The 12,712-nt window shown below is 40.2% G+C and carries 10 protein-coding genes; 6 read left to right on the top strand and 4 right to left on the bottom strand.

Annotation, left to right across the window (positions count from 1 at the left end):
* Nucleotides 1-265: 265 nt before the first annotated feature.
* The 6 genes from H5157_RS02135 to H5157_RS02160 all read left to right on the top strand — a co-directional run bounded on the left by H5157_RS02135 (nt 266) and on the right by H5157_RS02160 (nt 5,937).
* Complete coding sequence (locus H5157_RS02135; protein ID WP_008171354.1) at nt 266-796, top strand: sigma-70 family RNA polymerase sigma factor; 531 nt, start codon at nt 266-268, stop codon at nt 794-796.
* The gene (locus tag H5157_RS02140; RefSeq protein ID WP_182724026.1) at nt 793-1,476 is read left to right on the top strand and encodes an anti-sigma factor domain-containing protein; all 684 of its coding nucleotides are present in this window, start codon (nt 793-795) and stop codon (nt 1,474-1,476) included. The genes H5157_RS02135 and H5157_RS02140 overlap by 4 nt, the downstream gene beginning before the upstream one ends.
* 158 nt (nt 1,477-1,634) lie before the next feature.
* Entirely contained in the window at nt 1,635-3,227 is a 1,593-nt protein-coding gene (locus H5157_RS02145) for a DUF4331 domain-containing protein (RefSeq protein WP_154902904.1), read from the top strand.
* Between the two features lie 11 nt (nt 3,228-3,238).
* Nucleotides 3,239-3,748 (top strand): Ig-like domain-containing protein, encoded by a 510-nt coding sequence (locus H5157_RS02150; protein ID WP_024600513.1) that lies wholly within the window; start codon nt 3,239-3,241, stop codon nt 3,746-3,748.
* A 54-nt stretch (nt 3,749-3,802) separates the two neighbouring features.
* A complete protein-coding gene (locus H5157_RS02155) occupies nt 3,803-4,828 on the top strand; it encodes a hypothetical protein (protein WP_182720163.1) in 1,026 nt (341 codons plus the stop codon).
* Nucleotides 4,825-5,937, top strand: coding sequence for a HupE/UreJ family protein (locus H5157_RS02160; protein WP_182724027.1), 1,113 nt, complete (start codon nt 4,825-4,827; stop codon nt 5,935-5,937). The genes H5157_RS02155 and H5157_RS02160 overlap by 4 nt, the downstream gene beginning before the upstream one ends.
* 66 nt (nt 5,938-6,003) lie before the next feature.
* On the opposite strand, the gene H5157_RS02165 is transcribed toward H5157_RS02160, so the two are convergent.
* The 4 genes from H5157_RS02165 to H5157_RS02180 form a co-directional block, all read right to left on the bottom strand.
* On the bottom strand, nt 6,004-6,630 hold the full coding sequence (locus tag H5157_RS02165) for a TetR/AcrR family transcriptional regulator (protein ID WP_002959031.1): 627 nt from the start codon (nt 6,628-6,630) through the stop codon (nt 6,004-6,006).
* Nucleotides 6,631-6,726: 96 nt separating this feature from the next.
* Nucleotides 6,727-8,145, bottom strand: coding sequence for an efflux transporter outer membrane subunit (locus H5157_RS02170; RefSeq protein WP_182712339.1), 1,419 nt, complete (start codon nt 8,143-8,145; stop codon nt 6,727-6,729).
* Nucleotides 8,142-11,276, bottom strand: a complete 3,135-nt coding sequence (locus H5157_RS02175; protein ID WP_182716336.1) for an efflux RND transporter permease subunit — start codon at nt 11,274-11,276, stop codon at nt 8,142-8,144. The genes H5157_RS02170 and H5157_RS02175 overlap by 4 nt, the downstream gene beginning before the upstream one ends.
* A gap of 12 nt (nt 11,277-11,288) precedes the next feature.
* Nucleotides 11,289-12,458 carry an efflux RND transporter periplasmic adaptor subunit gene (locus H5157_RS02180; RefSeq protein WP_182716335.1) on the bottom strand — a complete coding sequence of 390 codons (1,170 nt, stop codon included), beginning with the start codon at nt 12,456-12,458 and terminating at the stop codon, nt 11,289-11,291.
* Between the last annotated feature and the right edge of the window lie 254 nt (nt 12,459-12,712).

Raw genomic sequence — 12,712 nt, forward strand, 5'->3', positions numbered from 1 at the left:
AAATGCCATTTAAAATTCAAACGCGAACAATAGGCCATTGATATATATAGTAATTAATAAACTAAAATCTACTACAGACCGCTCTTTGTGCATTTTTTACAAACATGTGAATAAATTATACTTACACGTCTAAATTTCAAACACTGACCGATTATTGCTTGTACTTACGTATAAAGCAGCTAATCTAAAAGGCAATTAAATTTTTTTGCATCCAAATCACACCCTCAACCGTTTACTCAATGATAATAAGAAAAACAGGACCCCTATGGATAACGATGATTTACTCCCTCTTTTGTGCGCAACAGCACAAGGAGACAAAAATGCTTTCTCAAGTTTATATCAACAAACTAGCGGCAAACTTTTTGCTATTAGCTTAAATATGCTCACTAACAGGGCTTATGCAGAAGAGGCACTACAAGACGCTTTTATAAAAATTTGGCATAACGCATCTGAATATAACGCCTCTAAAGGCACCGTTATTAGTTGGATGATAAGTATAGTCAGATACAGAAGTCTTGACTCACTGCGCTATCACAAAGTACGAAAAGAGCAGTCGTTAGGCGATGACGAATATGAAAATGAAAATGAAAGTGTTGACGTTAATTACGATGAAGAAACGAAACTGGTCAATTGTATCGAACAGCTTGAGCCGCAACAAAAACAAGCTATTCACTTAGCTTATTATAAGGGGCTGAGTCATAGCGAGTTAGTGGATCATATAGAAACGCCTTTAGGTACAGTTAAAAGCTGGATCAGGCGTGGGCTTATGCAGCTACAAAGGTGTTTAACATTATGAATTATAATAAACCCGAACTATTAGACGCGCTTGCTGGGCAGTACGTGCTTGGCACACTTAGAGGGCTTGCCCGTAAGCGTTTTCAGCGTCTGTTACTTAACTCAAATCAAGCACGTGAAGCAACAATTATGTGGGAGCAAAACCTAAATAACTTGGCCAGTGCTATTACACCACAAACGCCACGTGACGATGTATGGATAAATATACTACAGCGTATTGAAAACCAAAAACAACCCACCAAAACGGTGATACATACTAAGCCTTCTATTTGGCGTACATGGTCTTTTGTTGCAACAGCTGCATGTATTGTTTTAGCCTTTTTGATTATTCAACCTTCTACTAATGTTGTTCAAACACAACAAATTGCCTTGGTTCAAAATCAAGACAAGCAATCATTGTGGTTTATTGATGTAAGCGAGCAAGGGCTTTCAATTAAAGTCAGTAGCCAATTGGTTGCCCAAACCAATAAAGATTACGAGCTGTGGATGATTTTAAAAGGGCAAGATGCACCTATTTCATTGGGTTTACTGCCCAAGCAAGGTAGCAAGATATTATTAAAAGATAACCGTTTTAACGCAAGTGATATTGCATTACTAGCAGTGAGTTTAGAACCTATTGGTGGTTCACCAAATGGATCACCAACCGAGGTGTTATACACTACAGAACTTATACTCCTGTAGCTCTACTTTTATAGCCTTTTATTAGCTGCTTACATTAAGCAGCTAATCTTTCCTTAAAGTTTTTAACAAAAAATAAAAACATTTTAACTTTTTTGCATCCATACTGAACTCTCACCCGTTATTAACTACGACTTCAATCAAAACTAAAGGACAAAGTCATGAAAGCTTTAACTCCATCAATACTCGCAGTAGTAGTATGCAGTACGTTTATAAGTGCACCAAGTGAAGCGTCTAGCCACAGAGAAGCGCCAAATATAAGCCGTTTCCCGACTTTAGATTCTACCGATTTTTATGTATTTAATAGTTACGAGCAAGGTCGTGATGATTACGTCACATTAATTGCTAATTACATCCCGCTGCAAGATGCATACGGCGGTCCTAATTACTTTGCAATGGACCCAGATGCTACTTACAGCATTCATATAGATAACGACGGCGATGCTGTTGAAGATATTACATTTGCGTTTAACTTTAAAAGCATGCTTCCTAATGATAACCAAGGTGTGCAATTAACTGTTGGACCTGAAGGTAATCAACGCACCGTGTCTGTACCGCTTAAAAATGTAGGCGGTGTATCTGCCGGAGATAACAGCGCTGCAAATTTTAGCGAATCATACACAGTAAGCATGATAAGCGGCGCGCAGCGTACTGGCGAAACAACGCTATTAAATAACACTGCATCAAACTCCAGCACATTTTCTAAACCGCTTGATTATGTGGGTAATAAAACATTTGGTTCAATGAGCGATTATCAAACTTATGCTGACCAATTTGTGTATCAGGTTTCAATTCCTAACTGTGAGAGCATGGCACAAGTTTTTGTAGGACAGCGTAAAGACCCGTTTGTAGTTAACCTAGGTAAAACATTTGATTTAGTAAACTATGTACCTGTAGAAGGTGATAGCGCCCCTGGTGCTGGTGACGGCGGTGGTTTTCCAGGTGGTATAACGCAATCAGCTGATAATGACGACCTTGCAGATAAAAACGTAACATCAATCGCTATCGAAATACCTAAAAGCTGTATTGTCGGTGAAGGTAACGGCGTAATAGGTTCGTGGACAACAGCAAGCTTACCTCAAGCACGTGTATTAAACCCCAATGCTAAATTTGCTAATAATGCGGTAAACGGTGGTGCATTAACTCAGGTTTCACGCCTAGGTAGCCCGCTTGTAAATGAGCTTGTAATTGGCATTAAAGACAAAGACACATTTTCTACTGCGCACCCTAAAGACGATGCACAATTTTTAGATTATGTATCTCACCCAGCACTACCTGAGTTATTAAACATTTTGTTTAAAGATGCTGTTAATACGACCCTTGGCGCAAACTTAGAAACACTGGCACCCACTAACTTCCCGCGTACTGATTTAATCACTGCATTTTTAACGGGTTTTGCAGGCGTTAATCAGCAAGCAACTGTAACACCTTCAGAAATGCTGCGTTTAAATACAGGCATTGCAGCAACAGCGCAAGCTGATCAATCTGCATTTGGTGTAGCGGGTAATGATTTAGCCGGCTTCCCAAATGGTCGTCGCCCGGGTGATGATGTGGTTGATATTGCACTTCGTGTTGTGATGGGTCGTTTATGTCATCCGATTCCTGTAAATGGTGAAGACACTGATTTAGGACTTTGTGCACCAGAGGATGCTAATACAGGCACAGTGCCATTTACAGACGGCGCACCTATTGATGCAACAATGATGGACTCAACATTCCCATACCTTGCAACACCACTTGCTGGCTCTAAATAAGGAGTAAAATAATGCGTAATTTAAAAACTACCCATATTTGTGTTCTCCTCAGTGCATTAACATTGGGAGCATGTAGTAGCGATGATGATAAAAAACAACCTACACCGGTTGTAAACACCGCACCTACAGCAAGCGATGCAATGCTAACAACACAAACTGAAGTAAGCATTACCGATATGCTTAACGCAAGCGATAATGATGGCGACTCACTTACTTACTCGTTAACAAGCGAGCCAATGCTCGGTACTGTTAATGTTGACAGTGATGGTAACTTTACTTATACACCTAATAAAGAAGCAACAGGTTCAGATAGCTTTATGTTTGGTGTAAGTGATGGCGTTAATTCGCAAGTTACTGCAACAGTAAGTATTACGATTGAGGCGCTGCAAGTTGACTTTGCTCAATTTGCAACCGATGCATTTAACCAAGCGCCAAATGCAGAGCCGTTAACTGTTAATGGTCGGGTGTTTACAAACACTGATACCGATGTTGATGGATTAATTTCTACAAGCGGTAACTAACCAAGTCATTAAGCTGACAGGCCATGGATGGCTTTTTTTCAAAGGATATTTATAATGCATTTATCAGTACTTAAACCCCTCACTATTATTGCTATTTGCTTAACCTCTTTCGCGGTGAGTGCGGCTCCTTATACTCCAAAAGATGACGCAGTTATTGCTAACAGTAATTCAACGCTTAGTGCTTCTCTGTCTGTTGAGGAAATAAATACATTAGTCACTAACAGCCAATATGTAGGCCAAACAGAGCGTTTACAGGGGCTACTTAAGACCCGTTTAGCCCAGCTATATAAACAAACACCCTCATCTCAAATTGGTTACTTATATGCTCGTGTTTTACAAAAAGAGCACCTTTTTGACGAAGCAATTAACGTTGCCAACAACGTTTTGATTACCGAGCCAAAGCACAGTAATAGCCATTTGTTACTGGCCAATATATTGATGACCCAAGGTGAATTTACAAAGGCAAAACAACACTGTGTTGCCTTGATTGGTCAAGTAAGTACCATTACTGCTAGCACTTGTGTACTAGACGTACAAAGCCAGCATGAAAGCGTTTTAGACAGCTACCAAACATTAGTTAAAATTATAAACAATAACCAAACTAGTTTAGCTACAAACCATGTTTTAAGTGAAATGAGCTACCGTCTAAGTAACTACAAGCAAGCTTTGTCTCACTTACAAAGCGTAGATTTAGTTCAAGCTCCTGTGAGCCTCATTGTGTTATGGGCCGATATTCAAATTGCGCTAAATCAACCTCAACAAGTATTAAATACATTAAGCGTACTGCTTCCAGATAAAAGTAATTTAGAAGATGCTATTTTACTAAGGCTTTCAATCGCAGAAAAAAAACTAAATAAACGCGATAAAAAATGGCAAAATACAATGGCGAAAAGAGTTACACTTAGAGAGCTTCGTAAAGATTCTTTTCATGCGAGTGACTTAGCTAAATATTACCTTGATGTACAACCAAATCGTGAAAAAGCACTTTACTGGGCTCATATTAATTGGCAACAGGCTAAAATGAGCACCGATGAGCAATTACTTATTAAAGCAAAAGCGATGCAACGAGATACACTATGAAAACGCCTTATCTATTTATACTCACTTTAATGCTGTGTATTTTCTCAACTTACAGCTTTTCCCATCAACTAAGTACAAGTTATATAACCCTAAATAGCAAGAACGATAACGACACCTACAAAAGCCAATACACGGGTACCTGGCAAGTTAATATCGCCGACTTAGAGCACGCAGTGCCTCTAGATTTAGATAAAAACGGGCAAATTTCGTGGGCTGAAATAAAAGCAAAACGCAGCTCAATTAATAACTTCATTACAGAAAGTTTAAATATCACGCAAAACGCGCAAGCATGCCCTTTAAAAAGTGAAGGTATCTATCAGCTAGATAACCATTTTAACCAGCCTTATTTGGTTATTCCGCTGCTGTTTAGCTGCAATGATAGTGAAACAATCTCTCTTTCGTATTCTGCTTTTTTTAAAACCGATGCTAATCATAAATCTATCGTAAATATAAACGGTGTATCTCGTGTATTTAATATCAACGAGGCTCAGCAAACATTTAGCTTTGAAAAATCCAGTTATTTAAGCACGTTCAATCAATACGTTTATCAAGGTGTTTTACATATTTGGATAGGTATTGATCATATTTTATTTTTAATCGCCCTATTACTTACCTGTGTTTTAAAACGTAGTAACAAAACATGGCAAGGTATTAGCTCTAAAAAACACATTATTAAACACACAGCATGGATAGTAACCGCGTTTACGCTTGCGCATTCTATTACGCTTACCGCCACCGCTATGAACCTTGTATCACCAAATAGTCGCTGGGTAGAGCTTGGAATTGCTATATCGGTTTTATTTGCAGCATTAAATAATGTGTGGCCGTTGGTACTTCGTTTAGGTTGGCTTACTTTTGCTTTTGGTTTACTACATGGGATGGGATTTGCGAGCGTACTTGGCGAGCTTGGCCTGTCGAGCGACTATCAACTGCTCAGTATTTTGGCGTTTAATTTAGGCGTCGAAATCGGTCAACTTAGTATACTACTGATAGCCTTACCAATACTCATTTATGTACGACACTACACTTGGTATAAAAAATGGTTAATGCCAATGGGCTCCGTTGCTATCGCAATTGTTGCACTTCAGTGGTCAATCGAGCGTTTTTAAATAGTATAAATAAAAAAGCTAGCCAAAATATTGGCTAGCTTACTTTTTAGTTATTTACTTTGAGCGTTACTGCGCTTTATCAAATGGCATCAGTAATGTTTTCATCGCAGGGCGAAGCGCTATGAGTACCGTTTCTTCGGTTAGCTCAGGGTAAAGTAACTTTCTAAGTAATAACCCTGCCATCATCGAAAAAATAACATTAATTCGGCTTTCAAGTTCACGCTCATCAATGTCCTTGAGCGCACTTCGCTCGCTTGTTAAAAGCTGCCTCATGCGCCCTCTTGCTTGAATATCGGTTTCACGCAAAAGAGTAGCAACTTTAATATTACGACCCGCTTCTGCCATCATATCTAAATCAATAACACACGAGCCTGTATCCATGTGTCTTTGCACGCCAATATTTAAGCCATCTAAAAGAGCCGCCAAAACATCACCAGGGTGATCTTCAAACTTTTGAAAGATAGAGAACATTTCTTCCATGTCTTTTTCAATAATGCTTTCTATAATCGCTTCTTTGCTTTCAAAGTAATTATAAATATGCCCTGCACTCATCCCTGCCGTTTTAGATATTTCTGCCATACCTGCACCGTGGTAACCTTTACGGCGAAAACACTCTGCAGCAGCTGTTAAAATTTGCTCACGCCTAGCAAGTGCTATCGCGGGATCTGTTTGCCTTTTTGCTTTAGGCTTCATGTTCAACTCCACTACCAAGTCATAAACTCAGTAAAGCAAGAGCTATAAATAGTCTCGCCATATAAATATGTAATGCGGCTTTAAAAGCCGCAAATATTATTTCTCTTCCTGAGTTGTTTCACTGGCTACATTCCATCCGCCACCAAGCGCTTTGTACAAGTTAATTTGACTCGCAAGATACGCTTGCTGACCCGCAATTAACTGCTGCTGCGCGCCGTACCACGTACGCTGAGCATCAAGTACTTGCAAGTAGCTATCTGCGCCTTTTTCGTAACGCATTTTTGATAAATCAAACGTGATTTGTCGACTACTTATAAGCATATCAAGGGCACTTAATTGCTCTTGGTAACCTTCTCTATCAGCAAGTGCATCGGCAACTTCGCGAAACGCATTTTGAATTTTTTGCTGATACGTTGCCACTGCAATTTCTTGATCTGCTTTTGCTACATCAAGATTTGCTTGGTTACGTCCCATATTAAAAATAGGTAAGCTAATTGTCGGCACAAAACTCCATGTCCCAGAGCCTGAATCAAACAAGCCACTTAAGTCACTTGAAGCAGACCCCGCGTTGGCTGTTAAGCTTATGCTTGGATAAAACGCCGCTCGAGCAATACCAATATTGGCATTAGCAGCAAGCATTAAATGCTCAGCGGCTTTAATATCAGGGCGCTGTGATAGCAGATCAGACGGTAAACCAACGGGTACTTCTGGCATACTGATCAAGTTAGTCAGGTCTTTATTAGGCAGTAAATCAGCTGAAACAGATTTACCTACTAATAAATCTAAGGCACTTTTATCACGCTTTAACAAACGTTTGTACGTTGCTATGTCTACTTTTGCCGTAGCAACTGTGCTTTTAAGCTGCTCAAGGGTAATTGAAGACGTCGCACCTAAATCAAAGCTTTTTTGCGTAAGCGATAATGACTCTTGCTGAGAGGTAAGCGTTTCTTTTGCAAGCTCTAGCAGTTGCAAATCAGTTGCATAATTTAGCCACGCATTTGCCAACTCTGAAATTAAAGACACCTGCGTGCTGTATTGGCTAAGCTCTGTAGAGTATAAGTTTTGCAGTGCTTGCGCTGATTGATTGCGTACTTTGCCCCAAATATCTAACTCGTAAGAGGTAATACCCACTGTTGCACTGTATTGCGAGCTAATAGCTGCATCGCCAGTACCTGATAAGTCAGCCGGTAAACGCTGGCGCGTACCAGATGCATTTAAATCAAGGGATGGATACAAAGCAGAGTCTTCAATTTGATATAAACCACGCACACGCTGCACATTAAGCACTGCAATTTGCATGTCTTTGTTATGCTCAAGGCTTTGACTAATTAACGTTTGTAGTTTTTCGTCATTAAAAAACTGCTGCCAATTTAATTGCTGCGCAGCGGTTTTCCCAGTATCTGATGCATAAGCATCAGATACTGGTAGAGCAAGGTCTTTTTGCTCAGGCGCTAATTGGCAACCACTTAGCACCAATAAAGCAATTGCACTTAGGCTGAATGTTTTAATGCTCATTCTGCGCTCTCCTTCGTTGTCTCGTTAGCTTTGCCAGGAAATACACGGCGCACTAACACAAAGAATAACGGTACAAAAACAACAACTAATATTGATGATGCAAGTGTGCCGCCAATAATCGAAATACCTAACGCATTTTGCGCACCAGAACCCGCGCTTGAGGCAATAGCAAGCGGTATAACACCACAAATAAAGGCCATCGAAGTCATAAGTATTGGACGCAAACGTAGGCGAACAGCTGCAATAGCCGCATCAACTAAGCCAAGCCCTTCTTCCATTTTATGAATCGCAAACTCTACAATCAGTATCGCATTTTTAGATGCCAAACCAATGGTTGTCAACAAGCCTACCTGCAAGTAAATATCGTTAGATAAGCCACCGCCAAGCGCTGCCATAATCGCACCAAATATACCCAGTGGCACAATCATCATTACCGCAAACGGTACCGACCAACTTTCATAAAGCGCGGCTAAACATAAAAATACAAACAACAGCGATAAGCCATATAGTAGAGGTGCTTGACCGCTACTAGAGCGCTCTTGGAATGAAATACCGGTCCACTCAGACGAAATACCATTTGGTAATTGTTTAACTAAGCGCTCCATTTCATCCATTGCTTGGCCTGTACTGTAACCTGGCGCTGCACTACCTTGAATTTCCATTGCTGAAAAACCATTGTAACGCTCTAAACGTGGCGAACCATACGTCCAGTAGGCACTAGCAAACGCTGAAAACGGCACCATATCGCCATTATCATTGCGCACATACCACTTATTTAGATCCTCAGGCACCATGCGAGATTGTGCATCACCTTGCATATACACTTTTTTCACTCGACCACGGTCAATAAAGTCATTCACATAACTACTACCCCATGCTGTCGAAAGTGTACTGTTAATATCATTTTGCGACACGCCAAGCGCTTCGGCTTTTGCCAAATCTGTATCAAGTTGTAGCTCTGGCATATCTTCTTGTCCATTTGGACGCACGCCCGCTAAAATTGGACTTTGGCTTGCTAAACCTAATAACTGATTTCGTGCAGCTAAAAGTGCCTCATGGCCAAGGCCTACACGGTCTTGTAAGAAAATATTAAAGCCATTAGCAGTTCCCAGCTCAACAATTGCAGGTGGCGGAAAGGCAAAAACAAATGCTTCTTTTATCGTTGAAAAGTAGCCCATCGCTTTACCTGCAACACCTTGAACAGATAACTCGTCACGCTGACGCTCATCCCAATGTTTAAGATTTACAAAGGCAATTGCTGAGTTTTGGCCAGAACCTGCAAAACTAAAACCAGTCACGGTAAAGATACCGTTTACTGCTTCAGATTGATCGTTTAAAAAGTGGTTTTCTACCTTTTTAACAACCTCAAGCGTTTGTTGTGTTGTAGAACCCGCTGGTAATGACACTTGGTTAAACAAAATACCTTGGTCTTCGTCAGGCAAAAATGCTGTTGGCAAGCTTGAGAATACATAAACCATACCGCCCACAATCACGCCATAAATAAGTAAGTAGCGTTTAGAGTGAGTAAGCATGCGCCCTACAAAGCTTTGTGCACCTGAATTTGTTTTATCAAAACCACGGTTAAAGCCTGTAAAAAATCGACCAAATAACGTGTCATTGTTATGTACATGGCTTGGTTTTAAAAGCGTTGCACACAATGCTGGCGTTAAAATAAGAGCCACTAAAACAGATAACCCCATCGCCGATACGAGTGTTATAGAAAACTGACGATAAATTATACCGGTAGAGCCACTAAAGAATGCCATTGGAATAAATACCGCAGAAAGCACCATGGCAATACCTACCAGCGCGCCTTTAATTTCATCCATAGATTTACGTGTAGCTTCAAGTGCCGAGAGTTTTTCCTCGGTCATTAAACGCTCAACATTTTCTACAACAACGATTGCATCATCTACCAATAAGCCTATGGCAAGTACCATCGCAAACATCGTTAGCGTATTTATTGAATAACCAAAGGTGTATAAAATACCAAATGTACCTAGTAAAACTACAGGTACGGCAATAGTTGGAATAAGCGTTGCCCTAAAGTTTTGTAGGAACAAATACATCACTACAAAAACAAGTACAACAGCTTCAATTAATGTATGAATAACTTTTTCGATAGATAACGATACGAACGGCGTTGTATCGTAAGGTATTACCGCATCTAACCCTTCAGGGAAAAACGGTTTTAGCTCTTCAATTGCTTTTTTAACTCCCTCTGCGGTATCAAGTGCGTTAGCGCCACTGGCTAATTTAATACCTAAACCTGATGCAGGTTGCCCATCGTAACGAGCAACAACGCGGTAGCTTTCACCGCCAAGCTCTACTTTAGCTACGTCCTCTAGACGTACAAAAGAGCCATCTGGATTGGTTTTAACTAATATTTGTTTAAATTGCTCTGGCGTTTGTAATCGGCTTTGCGCGGTTACTGTTGCATTAAGTTGTTGACCATCAACGGCAGGCATACCGCCAAGTTGACCGGCAGATACTTGTGCATTTTGCGCACTAATTGATGCACTAATATCAGCAGGTGTAAGCTTATAATTTTGTAACTTTGTAGGGTCTAACCAAATACGCATCGCGTACTGAGAACCAAACAGCTGTACTTCACCTACGCCTTCAACACGCGAGACAATGTCTTGCACGTTTGATGAAACATAATCGCCAATATCAATATTAGTCATGCTGCCATCTTTAGACACAAAAGCATAAACCATTAAAAAGTTACGCGCTGATTTTGCAACTACCACACCTTGCCTTTGTACGGCTTCTGGTAATAGTGGAGTTGCTGTAGCTAGTTTATTTTGCACTTGAACTTGTGCAATATCAGGGTCAGTTTCAGCGCTAAACGAAAGTGTAAGCGTAGCAGAACCACTCGACTCAGACGTAGATGACATATAAAGCAAGCCATCAAGCCCTTTCATTTTTTGCTCAATAACTTGCGTTACCGTATCTTCAAGTGTTCGTGCAGATGCACCAGGGTACGTTGCAGTAATACTCACTGCAGGTGGTGCAATTGAAGGATACTGCGAAATAGGTAAACTCCTAATCGCCAAAATACCTGCAAGCATCACTACAATAGCGAGTACCCAAGCAAATATCGGTCTATCGATAAAAAATCGTGACATTAAAACTCTCCGTTATTGAGCTTGATCGGCTTTAGCAGACGATTGAATTTCAGATGGGTTCACAGGTGCACCAGGGCGGATTTTTTGTAAACCTTCAACTATTAACTTATCGCCATCACTTAGGCCATCAGTAACAAGCCAATCAGAACCAATAGTTCTATCTACTTTTAATACGCGGTTTTCTACTGTGTTGTCTTTACTGACAACCATTGCTGTTGGTTCGCCTTTTGAATTACGGCTAACGCCACGTTGCGGAGCTAAAATAGCACCCGCCTTAACACCTTCCACAATAGAAGCTCGGGCATACATGCCAGGCAGTAATAATTTTTCTGGGTTTGAAAATTTAGCACGCAGTGTTACTGAGCCAGTACTTGGATCAACGGTCACTTCAGAAAACTGTAATGTGCCTTTATGAGGATAAATAGAGCCATCTTCCATAATAAGTTCAACGTCAGTTTGACTAGCCGAATCGACAGTTAGAGCACCTGATGATAATGCTTTTTTAAGCTGGGTAAGCTCATTACTTGATTGTGTTAAATCGATATAAATTGGATCTAACTGAGTTACTGTAGCAAGTGCTGTACTTTGATTGGCACTTACAAGTGCACCCACTGTTACGCTTGATTTACTAATTTGACCACTAATAGGAGAAGAGACGTGGCTGTAATCGAGATTAATTTGCGCTGATTTTAACTGCGCTTTAGCTGTTAATAATTCAGCATTAGCTTGCTTATATGCGGCATCTGCTTCATCAAAATCTTGTTGGCTCACGGCTTTAATTTTTAAAAGTTCTTTATAACGCGATGCTTTTGATTTAGAGCTGGCAATGCTTGCCTCTGCGCGCGCTACGCTTGCTTCACTTGCTGCTAAGTCTGCTTCAAATGTAGCAGGGTCTATTTGATACAGTGCTTGGCCTTGTTTAACCTCATTACCTTCAACAAATAAACGAGATTGTACAATACCACTTACTTGTGGACGAATTTCAGCAATTTGAAATGCACTAATGCGACCAGGAAGTTCTTTTTTGAGAGTAAGCGCTTGGCTTTTTACTGTAATTACACCCACTGGGACAGCTTTAGGAGCTGAAGCTTGTGACTGCTCAGCAGCCTGATCACAACCAGTTAAAGCAACAGAACCGACGAGGGCTGACAATACAAATAAAGCGATGCGGGAACGCTGCATGTTAAATACCTTTTAGTTTAGAGTGAACGATCATTCTAAATTAAAATGCGCTGATAATGAATCTTAATAAGGAGAAATTTACACAAACTTACACTATTGAATACAATATACGCCTTAGGTAGCATTTAATGTTAATTTGATGAAAATAGAATCAAAGCTGTTTGAAAATAGAATCAAAGCTGTTTGAAAATAAAGCAATTAAACAGATTGAAATAACCACTCATTTTAAGCACAGAACTTTTAAATAGGCACAA

It is taken from the genome of Pseudoalteromonas sp. SG43-3 (assembly GCF_014164385.1).
In the GTDB taxonomy this organism is placed as follows: Bacteria; Pseudomonadota; Gammaproteobacteria; order Enterobacterales; family Alteromonadaceae; genus Pseudoalteromonas; species Pseudoalteromonas distincta.

Excerpts from the sequence above, each read along its gene's own strand:
- H5157_RS02135 (WP_008171354.1), top strand. The coding sequence starts at position 266 with ATGGATAACGATGATTTACTCCCTCTTTTGTGCGCAACAGCACAAGGA.
- H5157_RS02140 (WP_182724026.1), top strand. The coding sequence starts at position 793 with ATGAATTATAATAAACCCGAACTATTAGACGCGCTTGCTGGGCAGTAC.
- H5157_RS02145 (WP_154902904.1), top strand. The coding sequence starts at position 1,635 with ATGAAAGCTTTAACTCCATCAATACTCGCAGTAGTAGTATGCAGTACG.
- H5157_RS02150 (WP_024600513.1), top strand. The coding sequence starts at position 3,239 with ATGCGTAATTTAAAAACTACCCATATTTGTGTTCTCCTCAGTGCATTA.
- H5157_RS02155 (WP_182720163.1), top strand. The coding sequence starts at position 3,803 with ATGCATTTATCAGTACTTAAACCCCTCACTATTATTGCTATTTGCTTA.
- H5157_RS02160 (WP_182724027.1), top strand. The coding sequence starts at position 4,825 with ATGAAAACGCCTTATCTATTTATACTCACTTTAATGCTGTGTATTTTC.
- H5157_RS02165 (WP_002959031.1), bottom strand. The coding sequence starts at position 6,630 with ATGAAGCCTAAAGCAAAAAGGCAAACAGATCCCGCGATAGCACTTGCT.
- H5157_RS02170 (WP_182712339.1), bottom strand. The coding sequence starts at position 8,145 with ATGAGCATTAAAACATTCAGCCTAAGTGCAATTGCTTTATTGGTGCTA.
- H5157_RS02175 (WP_182716336.1), bottom strand. The coding sequence starts at position 11,276 with ATGTCACGATTTTTTATCGATAGACCGATATTTGCTTGGGTACTCGCT.
- H5157_RS02180 (WP_182716335.1), bottom strand. The coding sequence starts at position 12,458 with ATGCAGCGTTCCCGCATCGCTTTATTTGTATTGTCAGCCCTCGTCGGT.